The sequence below is a fragment of the Lactobacillus helveticus genome (genome assembly GCF_046109915.1).
GTDB lineage: Bacteria > Bacillota > Bacilli > Lactobacillales > Lactobacillaceae > Lactobacillus > Lactobacillus helveticus.
On sequence record NZ_CP151471.1, the window covers coordinates 18,861 to 44,304 of the forward strand.

17 protein-coding genes, 6 tRNA genes, 3 rRNA genes, 4 pseudogenes and 1 riboswitch are annotated in these 25,444 nt (G+C 40.4%); of the genes and pseudogenes, 26 read left to right on the forward strand and 4 right to left on the reverse strand.

What is annotated here, in order from left to right; genetic code table 11:
- Positions 1-354: 354 nt before the first annotated feature.
- The 12 genes from AADV52_RS00195 to AADV52_RS00250 all read left to right on the forward strand — a co-directional run bounded on the left by AADV52_RS00195 (position 355) and on the right by AADV52_RS00250 (position 9,750).
- Positions 355-1,918: ribosomal RNA gene (locus AADV52_RS00195) — 16S ribosomal RNA — on the forward strand.
- Between the two features lie 134 nt (positions 1,919-2,052).
- A tRNA-Ile gene (locus AADV52_RS00200) sits at positions 2,053-2,127 on the forward strand.
- A 54-nt stretch (positions 2,128-2,181) separates the two neighbouring features.
- Positions 2,182-2,254 (forward strand) — tRNA-Ala (locus AADV52_RS00205).
- Between the two features lie 117 nt (positions 2,255-2,371).
- Positions 2,372-5,275, forward strand: a 23S ribosomal RNA gene (locus tag AADV52_RS00210).
- A 71-nt stretch (positions 5,276-5,346) separates the two neighbouring features.
- Positions 5,347-5,463: ribosomal RNA gene (gene rrf, locus AADV52_RS00215) — 5S ribosomal RNA — on the forward strand.
- Together the 16S, 23S and 5S rRNA genes with 4 tRNA genes alongside form the textbook arrangement of a ribosomal RNA operon.
- Positions 5,464-5,476: 13 nt before the next feature.
- Positions 5,477-5,549, forward strand: a tRNA-Asn gene (locus AADV52_RS00220).
- Between the two features lie 11 nt (positions 5,550-5,560).
- Positions 5,561-5,651 (forward strand) — tRNA-Ser (locus tag AADV52_RS00225).
- 79 nt (positions 5,652-5,730) lie between these two features.
- Positions 5,731-6,621 (forward strand): metal ABC transporter solute-binding protein, Zn/Mn family, encoded by an 891-nt coding sequence (locus AADV52_RS00230; RefSeq protein WP_014918352.1) that lies wholly within the window; start codon positions 5,731-5,733, stop codon positions 6,619-6,621.
- 150 nt (positions 6,622-6,771) lie between these two features.
- Positions 6,772-6,843, forward strand: a tRNA-Glu gene (locus AADV52_RS00235).
- Positions 6,844-6,848: 5 nt separating this feature from the next.
- Positions 6,849-6,921: transfer RNA gene (locus AADV52_RS00240), tRNA-Val, on the forward strand.
- A gap of 64 nt (positions 6,922-6,985) precedes the next feature.
- A riboswitch (SMK box riboswitch) is annotated at positions 6,986-7,074 on the forward strand.
- Positions 7,072-8,271 carry a methionine adenosyltransferase gene (gene metK, locus AADV52_RS00245; RefSeq protein WP_014918353.1) on the forward strand — a complete coding sequence of 400 codons (1,200 nt, stop codon included), beginning with the start codon at positions 7,072-7,074 and terminating at the stop codon, positions 8,269-8,271. (Overlaps the previous riboswitch by 3 nt.)
- Before the next feature lie 18 nt (positions 8,272-8,289).
- A complete protein-coding gene (locus AADV52_RS00250; RefSeq protein ID WP_014918354.1) occupies positions 8,290-9,750 on the forward strand; it encodes an MDR family MFS transporter in 1,461 nt (486 codons plus the stop codon).
- 43 nt (positions 9,751-9,793) lie between these two features.
- Here AADV52_RS00250 and AADV52_RS00255 read toward each other — a convergent pair whose 3' ends face one another.
- Positions 9,794-10,774 (reverse strand): polyprenyl synthetase family protein, encoded by a 981-nt coding sequence (locus AADV52_RS00255; RefSeq protein WP_014918355.1) that lies wholly within the window; start codon positions 10,772-10,774, stop codon positions 9,794-9,796.
- Between the two features lie 136 nt (positions 10,775-10,910).
- Complete coding sequence (locus AADV52_RS00260) at positions 10,911-11,573, reverse strand: phosphatase PAP2 family protein (RefSeq protein WP_014918356.1); 663 nt, start codon at positions 11,571-11,573, stop codon at positions 10,911-10,913.
- Between the two features lie 285 nt (positions 11,574-11,858).
- On the opposite strand from AADV52_RS00260, the gene leuS reads away from it, so the two are divergent.
- From leuS to AADV52_RS00280, 4 genes are all read left to right on the forward strand, one after another.
- Positions 11,859-14,276, forward strand: a complete 2,418-nt coding sequence (gene leuS, locus AADV52_RS00265; RefSeq protein WP_174225724.1) for a leucine--tRNA ligase — start codon at positions 11,859-11,861, stop codon at positions 14,274-14,276.
- A 93-nt stretch (positions 14,277-14,369) separates the two neighbouring features.
- On the forward strand, positions 14,370-16,016 hold the full coding sequence (locus AADV52_RS00270) for a putative polysaccharide biosynthesis protein (protein WP_014918358.1): 1,647 nt from the start codon (positions 14,370-14,372) through the stop codon (positions 16,014-16,016).
- 152 nt (positions 16,017-16,168) lie between these two features.
- A complete protein-coding gene (gene dhaK / locus AADV52_RS00275; RefSeq protein WP_014918359.1) occupies positions 16,169-17,164 on the forward strand; it encodes a dihydroxyacetone kinase subunit DhaK in 996 nt (331 codons plus the stop codon).
- Between the two features lie 12 nt (positions 17,165-17,176).
- Positions 17,177-17,398: a DAK2 domain-containing protein gene (locus AADV52_RS00280; RefSeq protein ID WP_014918360.1), complete on the forward strand. Its 222-nt coding sequence runs from the start codon at positions 17,177-17,179 to the stop codon at positions 17,396-17,398.
- A 95-nt stretch (positions 17,399-17,493) separates the two neighbouring features.
- Here AADV52_RS00280 and AADV52_RS00285 read toward each other — a convergent pair whose 3' ends face one another.
- Positions 17,494-17,628, reverse strand: coding sequence for a hypothetical protein (locus tag AADV52_RS00285; RefSeq protein WP_003627275.1), 135 nt, complete (start codon positions 17,626-17,628; stop codon positions 17,494-17,496).
- Positions 17,629-17,866: 238 nt separating this feature from the next.
- On the opposite strand from AADV52_RS00285, the pseudogene AADV52_RS00290 reads away from it, so the two are divergent.
- From AADV52_RS00290 to AADV52_RS00320, 7 genes and pseudogenes are all read left to right on the forward strand, one after another.
- Positions 17,867-18,144: pseudogene (locus AADV52_RS00290) on the forward strand (cupin domain-containing protein); the annotation flags it as partial.
- A complete protein-coding gene (locus tag AADV52_RS00295; RefSeq protein ID WP_014918363.1) occupies positions 18,118-19,266 on the forward strand; it encodes a mucin-binding protein in 1,149 nt (382 codons plus the stop codon). The pseudogene AADV52_RS00290 and the gene AADV52_RS00295, both read left to right, overlap by 27 nt.
- 149 nt (positions 19,267-19,415) lie before the next feature.
- The gene (locus AADV52_RS00300; protein WP_014918364.1) at positions 19,416-19,568 is read left to right on the forward strand and encodes a hypothetical protein; all 153 of its coding nucleotides are present in this window, start codon (positions 19,416-19,418) and stop codon (positions 19,566-19,568) included.
- A complete protein-coding gene (locus AADV52_RS00305; RefSeq protein ID WP_230856754.1) occupies positions 19,546-19,887 on the forward strand; it encodes a thioredoxin family protein in 342 nt (113 codons plus the stop codon). The genes AADV52_RS00300 and AADV52_RS00305 overlap by 23 nt, the downstream gene beginning before the upstream one ends.
- Positions 19,877-20,527 (forward strand): metalloregulator ArsR/SmtB family transcription factor, encoded by a 651-nt coding sequence (locus AADV52_RS00310; RefSeq protein ID WP_014918366.1) that lies wholly within the window; start codon positions 19,877-19,879, stop codon positions 20,525-20,527. Before AADV52_RS00305 ends, AADV52_RS00310 begins: the two co-directional genes overlap by 11 nt.
- Before the next feature lie 114 nt (positions 20,528-20,641).
- Positions 20,642-21,565 carry a thioredoxin-disulfide reductase gene (gene trxB / locus AADV52_RS00315; protein ID WP_014918367.1) on the forward strand — a complete coding sequence of 308 codons (924 nt, stop codon included), beginning with the start codon at positions 20,642-20,644 and terminating at the stop codon, positions 21,563-21,565.
- A gap of 11 nt (positions 21,566-21,576) precedes the next feature.
- Positions 21,577-22,227 (forward strand): annotated as a pseudogene (locus AADV52_RS00320) (DsbA family oxidoreductase).
- 60 nt (positions 22,228-22,287) lie between these two features.
- On the opposite strand, the gene AADV52_RS00325 reads toward AADV52_RS00320, so the two are convergent.
- Positions 22,288-22,599, reverse strand: a complete 312-nt coding sequence (locus AADV52_RS00325) for a hypothetical protein (RefSeq protein ID WP_014918371.1) — start codon at positions 22,597-22,599, stop codon at positions 22,288-22,290.
- A 239-nt stretch (positions 22,600-22,838) separates the two neighbouring features.
- On the opposite strand from AADV52_RS00325, the pseudogene AADV52_RS00330 reads away from it, so the two are divergent.
- From AADV52_RS00330 to AADV52_RS00340, 3 genes and pseudogenes are all read left to right on the forward strand, one after another.
- Positions 22,839-24,037: pseudogene (locus AADV52_RS00330) on the forward strand (UPF0236 family transposase-like protein).
- Positions 24,038-24,195: 158 nt separating this feature from the next.
- Entirely contained in the window at positions 24,196-25,011 is an 816-nt protein-coding gene (gene yidA, locus AADV52_RS00335) for a sugar-phosphatase (RefSeq protein WP_014918374.1), read from the forward strand.
- Positions 25,012-25,063: 52 nt separating this feature from the next.
- Positions 25,064-25,332: pseudogene (locus AADV52_RS00340) on the forward strand (bacteriocin immunity protein).
- The last annotated feature ends 112 nt before the right edge of the window (positions 25,333-25,444 follow it).

The window sequence follows — 25,444 nt, forward strand, 5'->3', positions numbered from 1 at the left end:
ATTAATAAAGTCGTCTTGAGAGATGACGAAGAGCTCGCAAGCTTTAGAAAAGTTTTTGAAAAAAGACTTGCAAAGTTAGAGCAAAACGAGTAATATATTTAAATGTCGTCAGGCGAGAGCTTGAGCGGCAAAAAAACAAATTCAAAAAGTTCTTGACAAAGAATTATGAATTTGATAAAATATAAAAGCCGTTTGGTTCAGCCAGACGGAGGTAGTACTTTGAAAACTGAACAAAGTTTCGCTAAAAGTGTGCGGGTGTAAAAACCCAAACAAGAAGCGAAGTCAATTCGCAAGCAATAAATTTGAGACAAAGATCTTAAATAATCGAATGAGCAATCATTCAAACTTAAATTTCAAAATGAGAGTTTGATCCTGGCTCAGGACGAACGCTGGCGGCGTGCCTAATACATGCAAGTCGAGCGAGCAGAACCAGCAGATTTACTTCGGTAATGACGCTGGGGACGCGAGCGGCGGATGGGTGAGTAACACGTGGGGAACCTGCCCCATAGTCTAGGATACCACTTGGAAACAGGTGCTAATACCGGATAATAAAGCAGATCGCATGATCAGCTTATAAAAGGCGGCGTAAGCTGTCGCTATGGGATGGCCCCGCGGTGCATTAGCTAGTTGGTAAGGTAACGGCTTACCAAGGCAATGATGCATAGCCGAGTTGAGAGACTGAACGGCCACATTGGGACTGAGACACGGCCCAAACTCCTACGGGAGGCAGCAGTAGGGAATCTTCCACAATGGACGCAAGTCTGATGGAGCAACGCCGCGTGAGTGAAGAAGGTTTTCGGATCGTAAAGCTCTGTTGTTGGTGAAGAAGGATAGAGGTAGTAACTGGCCTTTATTTGACGGTAATCAACCAGAAAGTCACGGCTAACTACGTGCCAGCAGCCGCGGTAATACGTAGGTGGCAAGCGTTGTCTGGATTTATTGGGCGTAAAGCGAGCGCAGGCGGAAGAATAAGTCTGATGTGAAAGCCCTCGGCTTAACCGAGGAATTGCATCGGAAACTGTTTTTCTTGAGTGCAGAAGAGGAGAGTGGAACTCCATGTGTAGCGGTGGAATGCGTAGATATATGGAAGAACACCAGTGGCGAAGGCGGCTCTCTGGTCTGCAACTGACGCTGAGGCTCGAAAGCATGGGTAGCGAACAGGATTAGATACCCTGGTAGTCCATGCCGTAAACGATGAGTGCTAAGTGTTGGGAGGTTTCCGCCTCTCAGTGCTGCAGCTAACGCATTAAGCACTCCGCCTGGGGAGTACGACCGCAAGGTTGAAACTCAAAGGAATTGACGGGGGCCCGCACAAGCGGTGGAGCATGTGGTTTAATTCGAAGCAACGCGAAGAACCTTACCAGGTCTTGACATCTAGTGCCATCCTAAGAGATTAGGAGTTCCCTTCGGGGACGCTAAGACAGGTGGTGCATGGCTGTCGTCAGCTCGTGTCGTGAGATGTTGGGTTAAGTCCCGCAACGAGCGCAACCCTTATTATTAGTTGCCAGCATTAAGTTGGGCACTCTAATGAGACTGCCGGTGACAAACCGGAGGAAGGTGGGGATGACGTCAAGTCATCATGCCCCTTATGACCTGGGCTACACACGTGCTACAATGGGCAGTACAACGAGAAGCGAGCCTGCGAAGGCAAGCGAATCTCTGAAAGCTGTTCTCAGTTCGGACTGCAGTCTGCAACTCGACTGCACGAAGCTGGAATCGCTAGTAATCGCGGATCAGAACGCCGCGGTGAATACGTTCCCGGGCCTTGTACACACCGCCCGTCACACCATGGAAGTCTGCAATGCCCAAAGCCGGTGGCCTAACCTTCGGGAAGGAGCCGTCTAAGGCAGGGCAGATGACTGGGGTGAAGTCGTAACAAGGTAGCCGTAGGAGAACCTGCGGCTGGATCACCTCCTTTCTAAGGAAGCTGAAGTGATGGAGAGTAGAGATACTAAGAGAAGTCACAAAAGCAAGCGGAAGCACACTGAGAAACTTTGTTTAGTTTTGAGGGTAGTACCTCAAAGATTTAAATAAAAACACCAAGCGTTAGTCGGGCCTATAGCTCAGCTGGTTTAGAGCGCACGCCTGATAAGCGTGAGGTCGATGGTTCAAGTCCATTTAGGCCCATTGACATAACGGCTAAAAAGCGATAAAGTTATGTCTGGCTGAAATAAAAGACTTGGGGGCTTAGCTCAGTTGGGAGAGCACCTGCTTTGCACGCAGGAGGTCATCGGTTCGAACCCGTTAGCCTCCATTGATCCGAAAGGGTCAAAGAGCTAGTACATTGAAAACTGAATATAATCCAAGTAAAAAACCGAGAAAATCAAAGAGAACAGATTGTAAGGCGACCGAGAAGAGAATTCTTGAGTAAGGTCAAGTAGAAAAGGGCGCACGGTGAATGCCTAGGCACTAAAAGCCGATGAAGGACGTGACGAACTACGAAAAGCTTCGGGGAGCGGTAAGTACGCAGTGATCCGGAGATGTCCGAATGGGGGAACCCAATGCAGCGATGCATTATTGGTTGATGAATAGATAGTCAATCAAAGGAATACGCAGTGAACTGAAACATCTAAGTAGCTGCAGGAAGAGAAAGAAAAATCGATTTCCTTAGTAGCGGCGAGCGAAGAGGAAAGAGCCCAAACCAAGTGATTTATCATTTGGGGTTGTAGGACTGCGACGTGGCAGCGTGAGCGATAGCAGAATTATCTGGGAAGGTAAGCCAGAGAGGGTGAGAGCCCCGTAAGCGAAATTGCAAGCGCGCCTAGCAGAATCCTGAGTAGGCCGGGACACGAGAAATCCCGGTTGAAACCGCGAGGACCATCTCGCAAGGCTAAATACTAATTAGTGACCGATAGTGAACCAGTACCGTGAGGGAAAGGTGAAAAGAACCCCGGAAGGGGAGTGAAATAGAACCTGAAACCGTGTGTCTACAAGTAGTCAAAGCACATTAAAGTGCAATGGCGTGCCTTTTGTAGAATGAACCGGCGAGTTACGTTATCTAGCGAGGTTAAGTCAGAAAAGACGGAGCCGGAGCGAAAGCGAGTCTGAATAGGGCGAGAAGTTAGGTGACGTAGACCCGAAACCAAGTGACCTACCCATGACCAGGCTGAAGGCGTGGTAAAACGCGCTGGAGGGCCGAACCCACGTAAGTTAAAAATTGCGGGGATGAGTTGTGGGTAGCGGTGAAATTCCAAACGAACTTGGAGATAGCTGGTTCTCTCCGAAATAGCTTTAGGGCTAGCCTCGTGGAGAGGATAATGGAGGTAGAGCTCTGTTTGGACTAGGGGCCCGTCAGGGGTTACTGAATCCAGATAAACTGCGAATTCCAGATATCCATACACGGGAGTCAGACTGCGAGTGATAAGATCCGTAGTCGAAAGGGAAACAGCCCAGATCACCAGTTAAGGTCCCAAAATCTATGCTAAGTGGAAAAGGATGTGGAGTTGCGCAGACAACTAGGACGTTGGCTCAGAAGCAGCCATCATTCAAAGAGTGCGTAATAGCTCACTAGTCGAGTGACGCTGCGCCGAAAATTTACCGGGGCTAAGCATAGTACCGAAACTGTGGATGTACGTAAGTACGTGGTAGGAGAGCGTTCTAAGTGCGGCGAAGGTTAACCGAGAGGATAATTGGAGCGCTTAGAAGTGAGAATGCCGGTATGAGTAGCGAAAGATAGGTGAGAATCCTATCCGCCGAAAGACTAAGGTTTCCTGGGGCAGGCTCGTCCGCCCAGGGTAAGTCGGGACCTAAGGCAAGGCCGAAAGGCGTAGTCGATGGATAACAGGTAGAGATTCCTGTACTGTGTTCAATCGTTAAGAGCGAAGGAGGGACGCAGGAGGTGAAGCACGCATCGCGATGGAACGATGTTCAAGCGACAAGTGCGGTTAAGAGTCAAATGCTTCTAACCAGCAACACGAGTCGTGATGAGGAGCGAAATAAAAGTAGCGAAGGTGTGGTAGTCACACTGCCAAGAAAAGCTTCTAGCCAGAGAGAACATACCCGTACCGCAAACCGACACAGGTAGTCGAGTGGAGAACACTAAGGTGAGCGAGAGAACTCTCGTTAAGGAACTCGGCAAAATGACCCCGTAACTTCGGAAGAAGGGGTGCTGGCCATGAGAATGGTTAGCCGCAGTGAATAGGCCCAAACAACTGTTTATCAAAAACACAGGTCTCTGCAAAATCGTAAGATGACGTATAGAGGCTGACACCTGCCCGGTGCTGGAAGGTTAAGAGGAGAGCTTAGCGCAAGCGAAGGTTTGAATTGAAGCCCCAGTAAACGGCGGCCGTAACTATAACGGTCCTAAGGTAGCGAAATTCCTTGTCGGGTAAGTTCCGACCTGCACGAAAGGTGTAATGATTTGGGCACTGTCTCAACGAGAGACTCGGTGAAATTATAATACCCGTGAAGATGCGGGTTACCCGCGACAGGACGGAAAGACCCCATGGAGCTTCACTGTAGCTTGATATTGAGTATCTTTTAAACATGTACAGGATAGGTAGGAGCCAAGGAAAGCAGGACGCTAGTTTTGCTGGAGGCAATGTTGGGATACTACCCTTGTTTGAAGGATGCTCTAACCTCGACCTGTAAGCCAGGCCAGGGACAGTGTCAGGTGGGCAGTTTGACTGGGGCGGTCGCCTCCTAAAGTGTAACGGAGGCGCTCAAAGGTTCCCTCAGAATGGTTGGAAATCATTCGCAGAGTGTAAAGGTATAAGGGAGCTTGACTGCGAGAGAAACAGCTCGAGCAGGTAGGAAACTAGGACTTAGTGATCTGGTGGTACCGCATGGAAGGGCCATCACTCAACGGATAAAAGCTACCCTGGGGATAACAGGCTTATCTCCCCCAAGAGTTCACATCGACGGGGAGGTTTGGCACCTCGATGTCGGCTCGTCGCATCCTGGGGCTGTAGTCGGTCCCAAGGGTTGGGCTGTTCGCCCATTAAAGCGGCACGCGAGCTGGGTTCAGAACGTCGTGAGACAGTTCGGTCCCTATCCGTCGTGGGCGTAGGAAATTTGAGAGGAGCTGTCCTTAGTACGAGAGGACCGGGATGGACGCACCGCTGGTGTACCAGTTGTTCCGCCAGGAGCATCGCTGGGTAGCTATGTGCGGAAGGGATAAGCGCTGAAAGCATCTAAGTGCGAAGCCCCCCTCAAGATGAGATTTCCTTTGCGCAAGCAGTAAGACACCTCAAAGACGATGAGGTAGATAGGCTGGGAGTGGAAGTTCTGTGAAGAATGGAGCGGACCAGTACTAATCAGTCGAGGACTTGACCAAAGGCCAAGCAATCAGAAGAAGGTTTTTTGCGAAAGATTATGTTTAGTTTTGAGCGTAGTAGCTCAAAAGAGTACGGTGGCGAAAGCAAGAAGGATACACCTGTTCCCATGCCGAACACAGAAGTTAAGCTTCTTAACGCCGAAAGTAGTTGGTGGGCAACTGCCTGCGAGGAAAGGAAGCTGTCGTGCTCTTTTTTAATATTCCGGCTTAGCTCAGTTGGTAGAGCGCTTGACTGTTAATCAAGATGTCGTCAGTTCGAGTCTGACAGCCGGAGTACTTTTGTATGGAGTGTTGTCCGAGTGGCTTAAGGAGCATGATTGGAAATCATGTATACGGGCTTATACCTGTATCGAGGGTTCAAATCCCTCACACTCCGTAGATAAATGAAAAAAAGAGATCATATTCGTTATGATCTCTTTTTTCTTACCTTATAATAATTAACAAGAGGTATTTAAATGAAAAATAAGAAAACATTTATATTTTCATCTTTGTTAATAGTAGTTTTACTGTTTTGTTTATCAGCTTGTTCAACCAAAAAAGATGAAAATACTAGAAAACACCAAGTCGATATTGTCACATCAACTAATATTTATGCCAATATTGCTAAAAATATTGTAGGTAAGCATGGCAAAGTAGAGGCAGTTATTAACAATGGAGATACAGATCCTCATGATTTTGAACCTACTACTGGTTCCGCTAAAAAAGTAGCGAATGCCAATATTGTGATAGCAAATGGCTTAGGATATGACAGCTGGATGACCAATTTAGCTAATGCTAATGATATTCACGTTACTAAAGTGGGAGAGCAGCTTATGGGGCTAAAACAGGGAGATAATCCTCATATTTGGTATAACCTGGATATGCCACAAAAATATGTTGCCTATCTTGTTAAAAAAGCTAGTCAAATTGATCCCAAGCACGCACCTTACTTTAAAAATAATGCCAAAATGTATTTGAACAAAATAACTACAATAAAGAAGTTAGCGGATAAAATAGATGGACAAAAAGCAAAGCCGGTTTATGTAAGTGAGCCAGTATTTGATTATGCTTTAGAGCGGTGCCATTTTAAGATTGGAAATCACGCTTTTGAAGAGGCTGTGGAAAATGAAACAGATCCTAATGCAAAAGTGGTCCACAAGATGCAAATGGATATTAAACAAAGAAAAATTGCCTTCTTTGTTAATAATATTCAAGCATCAAGCAGTACGGTTAATAATATGGTTAACTTGGCTAAGCGCTCAGATGTGCCAGTACTTGATGTACGGGAGACGATGCCTAATGGTGTGAGCTATTATCACTGGATGAAAAGCAATTATCAAAAATTATTTCAAATTTTTTCAAAATAACCCTTGCATAAATTATGGATATCTAGTAATATAATAAACGTCGTGATTGAGATGTCACTCAGATAACTAAAAAATAAAAAAGTTAAAAAAGTTCTTGACTTTTAAAACTGATTTAGTTATTATAATAAAGCGCTCTTGATTAAGAGATATGACCCGTTGGTCAAGTGGTTAAGACACGGCCCTTTCACGGCCGTAACATGGGTTCAAATCCCGTACGGGTCACTTATGGAGGATTAGCTCAGCTGGGAGAGCATCTGCCTTACAAGCAGGAGGTCACAGGTTCGAGCCCTGTATCCTCCATTGTTCGGGACTACCGCGGAGACGGTAGTCTTTTTTTATGCAAAAAGAACGAACAAAATAATTTTATCGGTTCAAGTCCTGAAAGGATTCACTATTATTAGTGAAGATGCCTTGTAACCGAATAGCTAATGTCTATATAGGGGGACTATTATGGAAAGACATTTGTTTACTTCAGAATCAGTTTCTGAAGGACACCCAGATAAAGTTGCTGATCAAATTTCAGATGCTATTCTGGATGCAATGTTGGAAAAAGATCCTAATTCACACGTAGCATGTGAAACGATCGTAACTACAGGTATGGTTTTTGTCTTCGGAGAGATCTCAACTAGTGCTTATGTTGATATTCAAGACGTAGTACGTAAGACCATCTTGAGAATTGGTTATGATCGTCCTGAATTAGGTTTTGACGGCAACAACTGTGCTGTCATGGTGGATATCGATGAACAATCACCTGATATTGCAGGTGGTGTAGATCATTCACTTGAAACAAGAGAAAATGAGTCTGATCAAGACGAATTGGATCAAATTGGTGCAGGTGATCAAGGTTTAATGTTTGGTTTTGCTATTAAGGAAACACCAGAATTAATGCCTTTACCAATCTCACTTGCTCACCGCTTAATGAGACGTGTTGCTTCATTAAGAAAGGATCATGCCTTAGACTGGCTTCGCCCAGATGCTAAAGCACAAGTTACAGTTGAATACGACGAAAACAATAATCCACTTCGCGTTGATACTGTAGTTATTTCTACTCAAACTGATGCGGAAGTATCTAACGAAGAAATTCGTCGAGCTATGATTGACTTAGTAATTAAAGAAGTTATTCCAGCTCGTTACTTGGATGAAAAGACTAAGTTCTTGATTAACCCATCAGGGCGTTTCGTTATTGGTGGACCAAAGGGTGACTCTGGTTTAACTGGACGTAAGATTATCGTTGATACTTACGGTGGTTATGCTCGTCACGGTGGTGGTGCCTTCTCAGGTAAGGACCCAACAAAGGTTGACCGTAGTGCTAGTTATGCAGCTCGTTATGTTGCTAAAAATATTGTGGCAGCAGGTCTTGCATATCGCTGTGAAGTTCAATTGGCTTACGCTATTGGTGTGGCTCACCCAGTATCAATTATGATCGATACTGCAGGTACTGGTAAGGTTGACGATGATCTTTTGACTGAAGCAGTTCGTCATGTCTTCGACCTTCGCCCAGCAGGTATTATCAAGATGCTTGATTTGCGTCGTCCTATTTATGAACAAACTGCCGCATATGGTCACTTCGGCAGAACAGACGTCGATTTGCCATGGGAAAAGACCGATAAAACTCAAGATTTACTTGATTACATCAAAAACAATAAATAATAAAAAGAGGGAGTAAAAATGAAGAAAACAAACGTGTCACTTGTCACGCTTGCGATTTTTATGACTACTTTTATGTCTGGTGTTGAAGGAACAATTGTTTCTACCGCGATGCCAACTATAGTTTCTGATCTGAATGGATTGGAAATTATGAACTGGGTCGTGTCAATCTTTCTTTTGATGACAGCCGTGTCAACTCCTTTATATGGAAAACTGGCTGATAGCATTGGGCGAAAGCCAGTTTTTTTGTTTGGAATTGCACTTTTTGTCATTGGATCGTCATTGTGTGGCCTAGCTCAAAACATGGTTGAATTGATTGTGTTTAGAGCAATTCAAGGATTAGGTTCAGGAGCAGTTCAGCCAGTTGCTATTACGCTGATTGCCGATTTGTATACTTTGCAAAAACGTGCCAAACTCTTAGGACTTAACTCTGGCTTTTGGGGAGTAGCTTCAGTAATTGCTCCATTATTAGGTGGATTTATTGTTCAACACTTATCTTGGCATTGGGTCTTTTACATTAATGTACCGATCGGAATTATTGCATTTTTGCTGGTAATTTTCTATTTGAAAGAGCCGAAGCATAATGCCAAATCTAAGTTAGACTTGCAAGGAACCACCTGGTTGGTGATTTTGTTATTGGCATTAATGTTCTTTTTGCAAGATCTTGGTGAGAATACCAATATTGCAATAATGGCTGTCTTAGCTCTTTTAGTTGCGGTATCGGTAATTGCCTTCTTTAAGACTGAAAAACACGCTACGGACCCGATAATGCCACTCTCAATGTTAAAAAATCGAGAGTTCCTTGCATTGAATTTGATTACTTTGCTGATCTGCGGGGTAGTTATCGGATTTGAATTCTATATTCCCACTTGGATGCAGGGAATTAACGGAACGAATGCCTCTCTTGCAGGTTTTGCCGTTACGCCAAGTTCACTGATGTGGATTGTTGGTTCATTCATTCTAGGCTGGATGCTTGGCCGTTGGGGCATTAAGAGGACTTATGACTATATGTTAGGTGTATTAGTGATCACTGATTTGGTGTTGCTGTTAGTGCCAATTTACACGCCGTTTTGGGTATTTTGCATTGTCGCAGCCTTTAACGGAACCGCATTTGGGGTTATTACAACAGCCTCTCAGGTTCGTTCACAAGTATTGGTGCCTAAATCCGACATTGGTGTGGCTACTTCGTTTAACACTTTGATGAAGTATCTAGGTCAAACCATGATGATTTCCATCTACGGTATTGCTTTTAATACTTCAGTAGCTCATGGTTTAGCTAAGCACCCTGGCTTGACGCAAGGGATGATGAACAAAATCGTTTCCGCAGAAAATGCCAAAACTTTAGCAGCAGATACGATTCCGCAATTGAGGCAGGCCCTTTTAGGTGGATTAAAAGCCGTCTATGTTGTGTCATTAATCGTAATAATTGTTTCTATTATTTTGAACCGAACTTATCGCGAACAAAAAATTAATACCAAGTAAAAAAAGCCAGATGCACATTCAATGCATCTGGCTTTTCCATCTTTTAAAAACTACGTTTCAATAATTGTTGCGGCATTTTCTTAAGCAATGTTGTTGCACTATTATTTGGAAAAATGTCTAAGCAATCGACTGCTTTTTGAGCATATTCTTGCGCTAATTTTCTGCTTTTTTCAATTACGGCACTATTAACAAGGATTTCTTGAATTAATTGCATATCTGAAACTGACATTTGGCGCTTTTTGTTTAAAATAGGCAACAGTTTCGTTTTTAGCTCAGGCTGATCGAGCGCAAGTAAAAGTGGCAGTGAATATATGCCGGTAGCTAAATCCTCTAAAGTAGGCTTGTTAAGCTTAGCGCTGCCTGTATAATCCAATAGATCATCCACAATTTGAAAGGCAATTCCTAAATTCTCTCCAAAATTGGCCAAAGCTGTGCTTTGTTCAGCATTGCCACCAGCAAAATGGGTACCTTCTTCGGCAGCTAGGCGAAAGAGGGCGGCAGTCTTGCCTTTAATATCATTTAGATAATCCGTAAAAGTCTGCTCTAAATTAAAGCGTTCAGCCATTTGATCTAGTTCACCATTTAAAATACGGCTCATGGTCTGGGCATTGCGCACTAAATATTCATGTTCCGTAGTGGTTTCAAGCATCAAGTCAAAGAAGTTGGTAAACAATAAATCACCAGCATAAACTGCAACGTCTTTGCCAAATTCTGCTTGAATGCTGATATTGCCTCTGCGCAAATCAGAATCATCGATGATATTATCATGAATCAAAGTTGCCATATGCAAAATTTCAATGGATGAGGCTAAATTAATAGTTTGCTGATTAACTTTCCCGACTACATGGGCTGCTAATAATAAAAGGCTAGGGCGTAAATATTTGCCGCCATTATCAGCCATTGTTAATAAAGTAGCTTGTAAACTCTGATGGGGAGTTTGAATGGTGTGCTGAATCAAAGTATCGACTTCAGCTAGTTCACCAGCAATAAGTGGATATTTTTTCCAAGGCTTAAAATTTTTCATAAATCGTTTCCTTAAACTAATAAAATTATTATCGTTTAATTGATTTGTTCAAATAGTTCCATTACTTATTGTTACGCAGATTGTGAATCTTACCAACAAAAAAACTAGTGAAAAATTAAATTCACTAGTTTTTTGTTTATTTTTGCGATTTTTCTAACATCTTTGGTTCGATGTAAAAGTGATACAAGAAAGAATAACCAACTAAAACAAAGGTGATTCCTTCAAGCCAGCCACCAAAAACATCAGATGGATAATGTACATGGACGAATATTCTTGTGTAGCCAATCAGGATTGGGAACAGCGCCCAAATGATGATCAATAGAGTTTTCCAGAATTTGCTTTTAATTAATAAAATAGTCAAAATAATTAAAACTCCGAATAATGCGGCACTACCAACTGAGTGACCGGATGGAAAACTGTAGCCGTCGGCATAAACTAAATGGTGAACAGTGGGACGATGACGCTCAACTGCATGTTTGATAATCCAGTTATAACCGTTGGCACAAATCATCACCCCCGCCGTAAACCAGGCGTAGGCATATTGTTTAAACGTAATTAAAATTATAAATAAGATAATCGTTTCTATCGTGATCGTGCTAGTATTGCCTAAATTGGTAAAAGTTTTTGCAAAAGCCACGTTAGCTGGATTGTTGTTGCAAACGATGCCGATGACTGCGTTGTCAAAGCTGTGGATAAACTGTGACCCAGATGACACTAGCATCGCCCACGCTGCGTAGATGACCACAAAGATTATCCCTGGAATCAGGGTATCTCTTGGTGGATTTTTTGTATTAATCAAAGAAAGTCTCCCCTTGTAATTTTTAGCATTTGTGGTAAATTATAATCATTATCTATAAGAAAATAAAGGTCAGGAAGTAGTAACAAGGATATTTTTTCAGAGAGAGACTGGTTGCTGTGAAGTCTTAAAGTGGAATTGCGAACTTGTCCTGGTATTGAAACCTATCGTCGCCATCCGCGTTAAGGAGCAATTAAGTGTCACAGATTGTGAAACTTAGGTGGTACCGCGATAACTCGTCCTATGATTAACGTCATAGGGCTTTTTTATTTGTAAAAGGAGAGAAAAATCTTGTATAACCACAAAGCAGTTGAAAAGAAATGGCAAGATTATTGGGCAAAACATGATACCTTCAAGACAGGTACAGATCCCAAGAAGAAAAATTATTATGCATTGGACATGTTCCCATTCCCATCTGGTAAGGGACTTCACGTAGGTCACCCAGAAGGATATACTGCAACGGATATTGTCTCACGTATGAAGCGTGCACAAGGCTACAATGTGCTTCACCCAATGGGTTGGGATGCATTTGGACTTCCAACAGAACAATATGCATTGAAGACTGGTGAAGATCCAGCTGTTGTTACTAAGAACAACATTGCAAACTTTAAGCGTCAACTTAACAAGTTAGGCTTTTCATACGACTGGGATCGTGAAATTACTACTAGTGATCCTAACTACTACAAGTGGACTCAATGGGTCTTTGAACAAATGTACAAAAAGGGTCTTGCTTATGAAGCTGAAGTACCAGTTAACTGGTCACCAGACCTAGGTACTGTTGTAGCTAACGAAGAAGTTATCGATGGTAAGACTGAACGTGGTGGATACCCAGTTTACCGTCGTAACATGCGTCAATGGATGCTTAAGATGACTGCTTATGCAGATCGTCTTTTGGAAGACCTTGATGACTTGGACTGGCCAGAACCAGTTAAGGAAATGCAGCGTAACTGGATTGGTCGTTCAGTTGGTGCACAAGTAACTTTCAAGATTAAAGATAGTGACAAGACTTTTGACATCTTTACCACTCGTCCTGATACCTTATTTGGTTGTTCATACACTGTTCTTGCTCCAGAAAACAAGTTGGTTCAAGAAATTACCACAGATGGTCATAGAGACGAAGTTAATGCCTACATCAAGAAGATTGAATCTAAGTCTGACCTTGAAAGAACTGATTTGAACAAGGATAAGACTGGTGTATTTACTGGTGCTTATGCAATTAACCCAGTTAACGGCAAGGAAGTGCCAATTTGGATTTCTGACTACGTTTTAGCAAGCTATGGTACTGGTGCCGTAATGGCAGTTCCAGCTCACGATGATCGTGACTACGCTTTTGCTAAAAAGTTTGATTTGCCAATTAATCAAGTACTTGAAGGCGGCGATCTTTCTAAGGCTGCCTTCACTGAAGATGGTCCACACATTAACTCAGAATTCTTGAATGGCTTGAACATCAAGGATGCTAAGAAGAAGATGGTTGACTGGCTTGAAGAACACAACTGCGGTGAAAAGAAAGTTAACTACAAGCTTCGCGACTGGGACTTCAGTCGTCAACGTTACTGGGGTGAACCAATTCCAGTTATCCACTGGGAAGACGGTACTACTTCACTTGTTCCAGAAGATCAACTTCCACTTCGTTTGCCACATGCAACTGATATTAAGCCATCAGGTACTCCAGAAAGTCCATTAGCTAACTTGACTGACTGGGTAAATGTAGTTGATGAAAATGGTCGAAAAGGTAAGCGTGAAACCAACACTATGCCTAACTGGGCTGGTTCAAGCTGGTACTACTTGCGTTACGTTGATCCACACAATGATAAAGAATTAGCTGATTACGACTTATTGAAACAATGGCTTCCAGTTGACCTTTACATCGGTGGTGCAGAACACGCAGTTCGTCACCTTCTTTACGCTAGATTCTGGCACAAGGTTCTTTACGACTTGGGTGTTGTTCCAACCAAGGAACCATTCCAACGTTTGTACAACCAAGGTTTGATCTTGAAGAACCATGAAAAGATGTCTAAGTCAAAGGGTAACGTAGTTAACCCAGACGAAGTAATCGATGAATATGGTGCAGACTCACTTAGAATGTACGAAATGTTCATGGGCCCACTTGATGCTTCAATCGACTGGGATGACAACGGTCCAGCTTCAACCAAGAAGTTCTTAGACCGTGTATGGCGTTTGTTCGTTAATGATCTTGACTTGAAGGCAATTCCACAAGAAAGAATTGTGGATAAAAACGATGGTGAACTCGACAAGGTTTACGCAGAAACTGTTAAGAAGGTTACTGAAGACTTTGACGCTCTTCACTTCAACACCGCTATTTCTCAAATGATGGTCTTCATCAACGCTGCTCAAAAGGCTAAGACTATTCCACGGGAATACGTAGAAGGTTTCGTTAAGCTTTTGGCACCAGTTGCTCCACACATGATGGAAGAAATCTGGCAAGTATTTGGTCATGATGAATCAATTACTTACGCTAAGTGGCCAACTTATGATCCAGCTAAATTAGTTGAATCTGCTGTAGAAATCATGGTTCAAGTTAACGGTAAGCTTCGTGGCAAGTTCGAAGCTGCTAAGGATGCAGATAGAGATGACGTTCAAAAGCAAGCTATGGCTTTACCACACGTACAAAAATTCTTGGAAGGCAAGGACGTTAAGAAAGTTATCGTTGTACCTAACAAGATCGTTAATATTGTTGCTAAATAAATTAAGTTTTTCCTAAAAGCTCGGTGAAGTTGAACTTCAAAGGGCAAATTGCGTGACAATTAATTAGTTAATACTTTTTATTAGGAAAAATTGATGGAAGAAGAAAATAATTTAGATAGCAAGGATACACAAAGTACTTTTTTAAAAGGCTCTGCCTGGATGACCTTTGGTTCGATTGCTTCTAGAATTTTGGGTGCATTGTATATTATTCCTTGGTATGCCTGGATGGGCGACTATGGGAATATTGCCAATGCTTTAACTGCTCGAAGTTATAATATTTATACTATTTTTATTCTAATTTCGACGGCCGGAATTCCGGGAGCGATTGCCAAACAAGTAGCCAAGTATAATGCTTTGAATGAGTATGGAATTGGACGAAAATTGTTCCATAAAGGGCTGATTTTAATGGCCTTCTTAGGTGTGATTTCTGCCGCGATTATGTATTTTGCTTCACCGCTATTAGCATCTAACGGTAGTCAAAGCGATCCTAGACAGATTGCGGTTATGCGCAGTTTGTCGTACGCAATTTTGATTATTCCGATTCTGAGTATCATGCGTGGGTACTTCCAAGGGTACGCGGATATGATGCCAAGTGCGATGTCGCAATTCGTGGAGCAGTTTGCCCGAGTAGTCTGGATGCTATTAACTGCATTTGTCATCATGCAGGTGCAGCACGGCTCCTATGTTCATGCTGTTATTCAGTCAAATTTAGCTGCTGCAATTGGTGCCACATTTGGGATTGGCTTGTTAGTCTGGTTCTTGTTTTCACAGCGAAAACAGCTAGATGACTTGGTTGCCAATTCGAATAACCGATTAAAGGTTTCTACAACTGAACTGTTTGCGGAGATTATCGAACAAGCAATTCCATTTATCATTATCGATTCGGGAATCACTTTATTCTCATTGGTTGACCAATATACATTCCACCCAATGATTGCTGGCTTGGTACATGCAAGTTCAGACACGATTGAAGATTGGTATGCCTTATTTGGTCTTAATGCCAATAAGTTGATCATGATTATCGTATCTTTGGCAAGTGCAATGGCAGTAACGGCGATTCCGCTGTTATCAGCTGCACACACTAGAGGCGACTTTAAGAGCATTTCTAAGCAAATTGCTAATACGATGGACTTGTTCTTGTTCGTAATGATTCCTGCCGCATTTGGTATGGCTGCCATTAGTAAGCCAATTTACACGGTTTTCTATGGTCCAGATCCATTAGGTAGCAACGTCTTATACTTGTCATCATTTACTGCAATTATTTTAGGACTTTTTACGGTATTGATGGCAGTTTTGCAAGGTCTATCAGAGAATGGATTAGCAATCAAATACTTGGTTTTAGGTTTAATCCTGAAGGGGATTTTGCAATACCCAATGATCTTTTTATTCAAGGTGTACGGACCTTTGGTTGCTACCAACTTAGGACTAGTAGTAATCGTTTTGCTGGCATTGAAGCACCTAGAAGTACAATACGACTTCAACTTGAATAGAACGAGCCGACGCTTAGTAGGTATTACCGCATTTTCGATAGGGATGTTCCTAATTGTTAAATTAGTTGAGATGGGCTTAGGCAGATTCTTAAACCCAGATCATCGAATTTCCGCTTTGATTTTGGTAATTTTATCGGTAGGCGTGGGAATTATCTTTTATGGTTTTGCCACGATAAAGACAGATTTAGCCCAAAAGGTAATGGGTAGCAAGATTGAACGAATTTTAGTTAAATTGCATATTCAGTCTTAAAAATTGAATAAAGTCAAAACGAGTAGCATGATGCTGCTCGTTTTTTGTATGCCATTTAAATGATAAAAATAAATACATAATTTAAGTATTAATACAGAATTAGGTTAGAAAAATAATGGAACCGTTTTATTAGTTAAGGAGGAAGGATCTTCATGAAAAAGATTATTAATGATCCACACGATGTTGTTCCAGAAATGGTTGATGGAATGACACGTTCATATCCACAATATATTGAAAAAATTGAGGGTACAGAAGCAGTTGTCCGTAGTGATAAAGAATCAATGAAAGGTAAAGTTGGTATTGTCAGCGGCGGAGGTTCAGGTCACGAGCCAACTCATGCAGGCTATGTAGGCAAAGGGATGCTGAGTGCAGCTGTTTGTGGACAAATATTTACTTCACCAACTCCTGATCAAATTTATGCTGCAATTAAGGCAGTTAACCAAGGCCAAGGTGTATTTTTAGTTGTTAAAAATTATTCTGGCGACGTTATGAACTTTGATATGGCAAAAGACTTAGCAAGTATGGATGATATCCCTGTTAAAGAAATTGTTGTTGATGATGACATTGCTGTCGAAAATAGCACATATACACAAGGGCATCGTGGTGTTGCAGGAACGATCTTCATGCATAAAATTTTAGGTGCTACTGCTCAACAGGGTGCAAGTTTAGATGAAATTGATGAATTATCACATAAAGTTTTGCCTAATATTAAAACGATTGCGGTTGCTCTTTCTGCTGCAACTAATCCCGAAGTTGGTAAACCAGGCTTTGTTTTAAAAGAAGATGAGATAGAGTACGGTGTTAGTATTCATAGTGAACCAGGATATCGTCGTGAGAAGATTAAGCCTTCAAAGGCTTTAGTTGAAGAGCTAGTTGGCAAATTAAATGATGAAATGAAGCTAGATGGTAATAAGAAATATGCTTTTCTTGTAAATGGCACGGGTGCTACGCCACTTATGGAACAATACGTTTTTGCCAACGATGTTTTAAATAAATTAGAAGAATTCAATATTAAGCCAAGCTTTATGAAAGTCAGTAATTATATGACTTCAATTGATATGGCTGGTATTTCTTTAACTTTATTTGAAATTAAAGATGACAAGTGGCTTGACTACTTGAATTATCCTGTTGAGACTATTGGTTGGTAGAAAGGACATAAAATGACATTAACGGTTGATACATTAATTGTATGGATGAATAAATTTGCTGATAAAATTGAAACAAATAAGCAATACTTGAGTGATCTTGATACACCAATTGGTGATGGTGACCATGGTTTTAATATGGATCGCGGAATGAAAGCGGTGGAAGAAAAGCTTTCAACTAAACCATCTGAAAAAAAGGTAAAACTAATACGCAAAAAACAGGTAAAATTTTTTTGAAAAATAAAAATAATAGAAAAAACTACTAGATCCATCTAGGAATCTAGTAGTCTTTGAGTGATATTAATAATTTTAGGAGTCTAAAAGGTTAAAAATCAATTTGGTGAAACTGCTGATAAAATAAATACACCGAGCAATTCAAGTGCCAAAAAAGAAATTCCAATAATTGTAGTCATAATTGCCATCCCCTTAGTTTGGAGATAAATAATTTTGATATTTATCTTATTCATACTCTTTATCTTTACAATTTTTACTTTAGCATATAATTTAATAAATATAAAGCGCTTACATTAAAAAACGGAGAAAAAAGACGAAATCTCTGAGAAATTGTCTTTGTCGCCCCTGCCAAGGAAGTCCATTATAGCATTTTGCATAAGTAAAAGTTATGGCTAGCCAGTAATTATAGATATTTCTCAAGCTTAATTTCTAAGCATACAATGTAATTGAGTTAAGCAAAGAAGAAGAAAAATGGCTAAAAACGAAGAAGAAGTAAAAAAACAGTTCATTTGGTTTTGGTGAACCTAACACAGCTTATGCGAAATATTTTACTGGTGAAAGTTATTTGAACCCACTTGCTAATAAGGCTAATTGCAGTATTTCAAATGTTTCATTTGAGCCGGGATGCATTAATCATTGGCACATGCACACTGTTCCTCAAACTTTGGTTTGTGTTGCAGGTGAGGGCTGGGTTCAAGAAAGAAGGCAAGCCAGCTCATAAGATGACACCAGGCGATGTTTATGTTGTTTATAAAGCTAAGAATCCAGATGTTCAACAAGCAACTGTAACTGTTATTTATCACGATGATACCGATGACAAGAATTTGCCAGGAGGCTGGACTTCAGGTGAACAAGATGAAGGTACACCTGTTAAGTACACTCAAGATGATATCAATAAAGCCATCGAAGGTTGGAAAAAGAAGCACTACCACTATGTAAGAACTGATGGTACTCTTCCAACAACTATTCCTGCTCAAGACACGACGGTAACTGTTCACTTGGCTCATAATATGATTCCGGTAAATCCAAATACTCCAGATAAGCATGGAGTAAATCCTGATCAATTAACTGAGACATTTACTTCAACCTTGCATTACCAAACTAAAGAAGGCAAACAGCTTGCTCCAGATGCAGTTCAATCATCAAATTGGATTCGTCAAGTCACTGTTGATGAAGTTACTAATAAGGTAGTGCCAGATGGTGAATATACTACTAAGTGGCAATTAGTTGGCAACGATGATAGATACAATAACTTCAATGTTCCAGTTGAAATTGGTTATGTAGCTGAAAAGACTACCAAAGATGGTGCACCTGTTACTAATATTGTTCCTGGTCAAATCAAGGTACAAAGAAATCTAGAAGACACAGTTATTTATGACAAACTTGCCGACATTATTCCAGTAGATCCAGAAGGTACCCCAATTCCAGGCGTACCAAAGACTCCAGAAAAGGATAATACTCAAGAGCCTAGCGAGCCAACTCCAGATGTTCCAGAACCTGATGAACCAGAGCCAGATGAACCTGATGTTCCAACGCCACGTCGTCACCACAAGAACAAGAAGCATACGTCAGCTTCAAAAACGATGAATAATTGGTCAAACAATAGAAGCCCTTATGGTGAGAATAGTAATTACAAACCAATTGGTGAAACTGCCCCAGGCAATGGCGAATCTGTTTTGCCAAACGGCGAAGTAGTTGATCATAACGGCAATGTAGTTGGCTACGTTGATGCAAATGGAAAGATTCATCATACTTTGCCACAAACTGGCGAAAGCAACAATGAAAATGTAGTTGCAGCAGTTTTAGGAGGAACCGCCGTAGCCCTCGGTCTTATTGGCTTGACCGGTGTGAAGAGACGTCACACGAATTAAACCAATAATTTTTAGATAACATTTTCCCCTAATGAAGAGCGATGCAAATGCATCGCTTTTTTGTACAAAAATATTGACTAATAAAAAGTAAGTGATGTGGTGATCATATAATTAAACAAAAACGTAGAATACTTAAGGAGAAAAATGAAATGACTGAAAAGAATCAAGACAAAAAGAAATTGCAATCAGCTTTTGCTTCTCTTAATGATGACAACAACTTAAGTGCAGGCGTTTGTGGTCCAGATGGCTGTGAAATTGATTGGAGCAAAGCTAAGAAAAATGTCAAAGATGATCAAAAATAATCTGGATATAATGCCAGAAAATGCAGTTTTATATTTTGACAATGATTGGTGCGCTCAATGTTATAGCGAAACTAATGTTGTAAAAGAATTTGCTCAAATAGTTGGCGATGCGGTGCCTTTTTACGAAATAAATGTAAATGAAAAACCGGAATTGGCTACTAAATTTGCAGTTTGGTCAGCACCTAGCATTGTCTTGATTAAGAACGGACATAAAGTTGATCAATTTAATAAATTTTTAGATCTCAATCAGTTCAAAACATTATTTGATTATTACTTTAGTGCGTTAAAATCAAAAGAGGTGAAGGAGCATGCAAGATAATCCAGCAATTACCTATCAAAATAATGCTTTTGATCAAGTGCTGCGCATCGGTAAAGCCGTCAGCAATCTGACTCGTTTGAAAATTATTTTCATTTTGGACCAAGGCCCAAAATCTGTGGAGGAGATCGCGAAGGCAATTAATATTAGCGTTGGTACCACCTCTAAGAATTTGCAAATATTAAAGCAGGGAAATTTAGTTAAAGAGGAAAAAAGCAAAAATTTTGTTTTTTATGCATTAGCCAATGAACAGGTAAGTCAATTGCTAGTATTGCTGACGAATTTAGCCGAAAAATCATTGCCAGAAATGCGAAATCTTGAGAAATCGTATGATACGTTGCCACAAACTGAAATATCAGATTTGAAAAATCAAAATATGGCAACGACATATATATTAGATTTGCGTCCGACCGATGAATTTAACAATGTTCATTTGCCTGGAGCTCATAATATTCCATTTAATGAAATTGATTTTGAAAATTTGCCATTTAAGCCAAATCAAGATGTGATGGTTTATTGTCGCGGACGTCTATGTGGCTATGCAGACTTTGTTGGTAAAGAGCTGAAGGCTAAGGGTTACAAGCATGTTAGTGTCTTTAACCATAGTGTAGCTGAGTGGCAAAATGAAAAAGCTGCGAAGTAGATTTAATTTTTTTAGCTAAGTAATTGACTTACAAAAAGTTAGTGATACTATAATATATAGCTCAACGAATTTGTAGAATAACTATTTAGGATAAAACTTAACGAGGTAATAACGATGAAAGAATATGATTTAGTTGTAATTGGTGCAGGTCCTGGTGGTATGACTGCCGCAATGTATGGAGCTAGAGCTAATTTGAAGGTTGCAATGATTGATCGTGGAGTTTATGGCGGTCAAATGAATAATACTGCTGAAGTTGAAAACTACCCAGGTTTTCCATCAATTATGGGACCAGATTTGGGCGAAAAAATGTACAAGAGTGCTACTGAACAAGGCGTTGAATTTGTCTATGGCGATGTGCAAAAGATTGAATTAGATGGTCAAAAACGCATCGTTAAGATGGATCCAGAAGATATCACAGCTAAGGCAGTAATTATTGCGACTGGTTCAACTAATCGTAAGCTCGGTATTCCTGGTGAAGAAGAATATAGCGGCAGAGGCGTTTCTTACTGTGCTGTCTGCGACGGTGCATTTTTCAAAGATGAAAATGTTGCTGTCGTAGGTGGTGGTGATTCCGCCATTTCTGAGGGACTTTACTTAGCAAATTTGGCTAAGGATGTCGATGTAATTCACCGTCGTGATCAACTTCGTGCTGAAAGAGTATTGCAAACACGTGCCTTCAAGAATCCTAAGATGGAATTTACTTGGGACAGTGTTCCATTAGAAATTGTTGGCGATGAAAACAAAGTCACTGGTGTTAAGGTACACAATAAGAAGACTGACGAAGATAAAGTGATTGATGCTTCAGGTGTCTTCATTTACATCGGTAATGTGCCAAACAGTGAACCTTTTAAGGAATTAAAGATTACCAATGATCAAGGCTGGATTATCACTAATGATCAAATGGAAACCACAGTTCCTGGAATTTATGCTGTTGGTGATGTTCGTCAAAAGAAATTGCGTCAAATTGTAACAGCTGTTGGTGAAGGTGGTATTGCCGGTCAAAACGCCTTCGAATATATTAGCGAATTAACTGATTAATGAGGTAGAAGATGGAAATTAAATACTGGTCAGATATTGCATGCCCATTTTGCTACATTGGCTCAACTAGAATGAAGAAGGCCATGAAGGAAGTTGGCATCTACGATGATACTAAGTTGGAACTTAAGTAATTTCAATTGAATCCAATGGAAGCTAAGACTGCTAAAAGTGGAGACTATATCAATCACTTTACTAGTGGCAAGAAAGAACTTGAAGCAGATGCTAAGCAGAAGATGGCGTACATCTCACAAATGGCTGCTGGTGAGGTTTGGAATTTCATTTAGATAAAGTTGTACCTACTAATACGATGGATGCTCACCGTTTGATCAAGTTAGCTGAGAGTAAAAATGATCGTGACTTGGTGGAAAGAGTAATCAATCGTTTTTACAAGGTATACTTCACAGATGGAAAATCAATTGCGGATAAAGACGTGTTGACTGCAGCTGCAGTTGAAGCTGGTCTTGATAAAGATGAAGTAGAAAAAATTCTTGCTTCTGATCAATATGAACGCCAAGTTGTTGGGGATGAAGTTGAAGCACAGCAATTAGGCATTCAAGGTGCGCCATTCTTTGTGATCAACAATAAATATGCAATCAAGCGGTGCACAACCATATGAAGTATTTGTACAAGCGTTAGAAAAAGTTAAGGCAGAAGAAAAGTAAGTTAATAATAAAAGTCGTTGCTCAAAAGTGAGTAACGACTTTTTGTTTGCAAATTATTGGTTAAGCTTGTTTCATGAAGTTTTCTAATTCCTTTTTAGTGAACTGATCACCATAATCAATCTCTAATCGATGTAGAATTTGCTGATTGGTTCCACCAAAGTCTCTTAAAGCAGAAATCAACTTCTTAAGACCAGCAATTGTAGCTTCTTCTTTCCCTTCTTTTTTTTCTTCTAAAAGTCTTGTCTCATAGTCCATAATCTTGTCCCTCCATTTTGAATCATCATTTAATTCCTTAATTTTCTTCTGTGCCCAGTCAAAGTATTTGTTTAAATGCACTGGACGATCATTGATCAAATCGACTAATCCTAACATGTCTTTGCTTTCACCGTTGGGCTTTCCTTTAGCATTTATTATAATGTCATCAATCTAATACGCAAAAAGTTGGCAAAATTTTTTCAAGAATTTAAAATAAAATGCTAAGTGTAAAATAGTTTGCGGTAACGTTTAAATATAAATTAAAAGGAGTCAAATCCATTTCAGGACTTGACTCCAAAACAAAAAGACCAGTAGTCTGATGTTAAGCAAAAAAACACATTAGAAGCTGGTCTTTTATGGAATTAATTGTAACTGAAATCGTCAAAATTATAAAGTCTGAAACTAATATTATTAAGCGTGAAAAAGCTATAGCCTTTTTCTTTCTCAATTTGATCAGAGAATTGATGTCCTTAGCCTTGGAACGAGTAGATTAAGAGCTAAGTGAATCAATGAAGAATCAGGGCTACCAAATTGAAAAGAAGAATCAACGTTCAATCAATATGGCTTTTGGCGAAGCGACTTATGTCAGAAGAAGGTACGTTAAAGCTGGGCAAGAAAGTCGCTATCCTTTAGATAAATTCATGGGCTTTGATAAGTACAAGCATTATAGCGTCTTGGCAGTAAGAAATATCCTGGAAGTAAGCAGCGTCGCTACTTATCGCAATACTGCCTTAGCTGTTAATTGTCTTTCGGGTTTTAATATTAGTCACGCTCAGATTGGCAATTTAGTTAAGACTGCAGGTCAAAAGATCAAAGAACAACAAGAAGCTGATAGTCGTTATGATGCTCAAACTGCAAAGAAGCAAGTGCCAGTTCTTTATCTTGAAGGCGATGGCGGTGCTGGTTACGCGAAAAAGGACTTTGATGAAATTGCCGGTCGTTGCGCTAAACATGAGCACTTTTTGGATGTCTTCCATTTGAACAAAAAGATTAAAGACCGACTTTGTTTCGCTCCAGAACTGCAGGGTAAATTAATCTATGCCTTAGAGTTTAAATACGACCGCGACTTAGTGAATACAATCTTGAATACCGCTGAAAGTAAACTAATTGATGAGTTAGATACGCCAAAAAATCACGAGCATTTTGCACGGCTTCGCAGCTATATTAATCGACGCTGGGACGATATCAAGCCGTTCAAGATGCGTAATTTGAAGGTTACTAAAGCAATCGGTAGCTGTGAGAGTAATCACCGTAAGTACACTTATCGTGTTAAAGGCCAAGGCAAATACTGGTCTGAAGCTGGTGCAGAAGGCATGCTTCGGATTTTGACCTGTATCAAGAATCGTGACTTAGAACAATGGCTAAATAGTGATTTTGAAGCAGGCAAATTAATCAGCTTAGATCACAAGAAGCTGCTGGCAGCGACCAGAGACAGCTTGAAGCGTCGCCATGAAATTCATGTTGGCATTCAACACGGAGCACTAGCAGCAGAGGTTGTCGGGGGGGAAGCTATTTAAGTAAATTCAATCGAAAGTTAAACCACATAAATTATTAAGAAATTAAGGTCAGACTAATGGTTTTTAGGCTACCGCAAAAATATTGACACTTACAATAAAATGTTTTTCAATAATTGAAAAAATATAAATGATAGAATTAGAGTTAAATACATAATCGATAAATAGCCAAAGTAACAAAAATATAAACGAGGAAAATATGAAAGATATTAAATTAATCGCCATTGATATAGACGGTACATTATTAAATAGTGAGCGCAAGTTAACTCCAGGCGTAATTTCTACCATTAAGCAAGCTAACGCAGCTGGGAAAAAGGTAGTTATCTGTACAGGACGCCCACTCGCTGGAGCACGTGAATATCTTAAGCCATTAGGTCTTGATGGGCAGGATGACCAATATATTATCAGTTTTGGTGGAGCGCTAGTTGAAACTACTACTGGTTACGGCTTGATCGAAGAGACTTTATCGTATGATGACTATATTAAAATCGAAGCAATAGCTAGAAAAGCTAATTTGCATTTTCATGCTAGCAGTGATGATTGTGTTTATACTGCCAATCGCAATATTGGTAAATATACTGTGCACGAATCTGTTTTGTGTAGTGTAGGTATTAAATACCGCACACAAGAAGAAATGGCAGATAAAAAGATTTATAAATGCATGTATGTCGATGATCCTGAGATTTTAAGCAATGCAATGGCTAAGTATCAAGCTGATTTTGACCAATTAGCTAAGGAATACATGTTAGTTAAGAGTACTCCGTTTTATTTAGAAGCTACTCGTAAAGGAGTAAATAAAGGAACTGCTTTAAAAGCTTTAACAGAAAAATTGGGACTAACTCCAGAAAACGTTATGGCAATCGGAGATGAAGCGAATGATTTGAGTATGATTGAATATGCAGGAACCGGTGTTGCAATGGGGAATGGAACTGATTTAGTTAAAAGCACTGCAAATGTGGTAACTGCTGATAATGATCATGATGGAGTGGCTCAAGCGATTAAAAATGTTTTGTAGTGTAAGCGGATACGGATAGCTCTATAATAGAGTTAGAAAGAAGATCTCGCTTATGGTTCAAGATGAAGAAAGAATTATTAGAGACAAAATTGAATATATCGTTAATCATGATGAAGAAGTAAAGAAAAATCCAGAATTGATAGAGATCGTGCGGACAGCTTGCGGACAGCTTATGGTAGAAGGGATGCTGGCAAACCGATGCAAGAAGTAGCTCTAGCTCTTGATAAGGCTTTAGCAGGATACATTACCAGTCACGGTGATGACACGCCTGACAGTGTCTTAGATTTACATCAAGAAATGCAAAAATTATCTGGGATATAGGAAGATACCTCATAGTTGGATCACAATTATGAGGTATTTTTGTTGGTCTAATGAACTACACCGACACTGAAGTGCCGGGTTTCTGGGAACACTGAGTAGTGTTTAGGATCTT

What these genes read in the sequence shown, in the direction of transcription:
- AADV52_RS00230 (WP_014918352.1), top strand. Translation starts at nt 5,731, where the DNA reads ATGAAAAATAAGAAAACATTTATATTTTCATCTTTGTTAATAGTAGTT.
- metK (WP_014918353.1), top strand. Translation starts at nt 7,072, where the DNA reads ATGGAAAGACATTTGTTTACTTCAGAATCAGTTTCTGAAGGACACCCA.
- AADV52_RS00250 (WP_014918354.1), top strand. Translation starts at nt 8,290, where the DNA reads ATGAAGAAAACAAACGTGTCACTTGTCACGCTTGCGATTTTTATGACT.
- AADV52_RS00255 (WP_014918355.1), bottom strand. Translation starts at nt 10,774, where the DNA reads ATGAAAAATTTTAAGCCTTGGAAAAAATATCCACTTATTGCTGGTGAA.
- AADV52_RS00270 (WP_014918358.1), top strand. Translation starts at nt 14,370, where the DNA reads ATGGAAGAAGAAAATAATTTAGATAGCAAGGATACACAAAGTACTTTT.
- dhaK (WP_014918359.1), top strand. Translation starts at nt 16,169, where the DNA reads ATGAAAAAGATTATTAATGATCCACACGATGTTGTTCCAGAAATGGTT.
- AADV52_RS00280 (WP_014918360.1), top strand. Translation starts at nt 17,177, where the DNA reads ATGACATTAACGGTTGATACATTAATTGTATGGATGAATAAATTTGCT.
- AADV52_RS00285 (WP_003627275.1), bottom strand. Translation starts at nt 17,628, where the DNA reads ATGAATAAGATAAATATCAAAATTATTTATCTCCAAACTAAGGGGATG.
- AADV52_RS00295 (WP_014918363.1), top strand. Translation starts at nt 18,118, where the DNA reads ATGACACCAGGCGATGTTTATGTTGTTTATAAAGCTAAGAATCCAGAT.
- AADV52_RS00300 (WP_014918364.1), top strand. Translation starts at nt 19,416, where the DNA reads ATGACTGAAAAGAATCAAGACAAAAAGAAATTGCAATCAGCTTTTGCT.
- AADV52_RS00305 (WP_230856754.1), top strand. Translation starts at nt 19,546, where the DNA reads ATGTCAAAGATGATCAAAAATAATCTGGATATAATGCCAGAAAATGCA.
- AADV52_RS00310 (WP_014918366.1), top strand. Translation starts at nt 19,877, where the DNA reads ATGCAAGATAATCCAGCAATTACCTATCAAAATAATGCTTTTGATCAA.
- trxB (WP_014918367.1), top strand. Translation starts at nt 20,642, where the DNA reads ATGAAAGAATATGATTTAGTTGTAATTGGTGCAGGTCCTGGTGGTATG.
- AADV52_RS00325 (WP_014918371.1), bottom strand. Translation starts at nt 22,599, where the DNA reads ATGTTAGGATTAGTCGATTTGATCAATGATCGTCCAGTGCATTTAAAC.
- yidA (WP_014918374.1), top strand. Translation starts at nt 24,196, where the DNA reads ATGAAAGATATTAAATTAATCGCCATTGATATAGACGGTACATTATTA.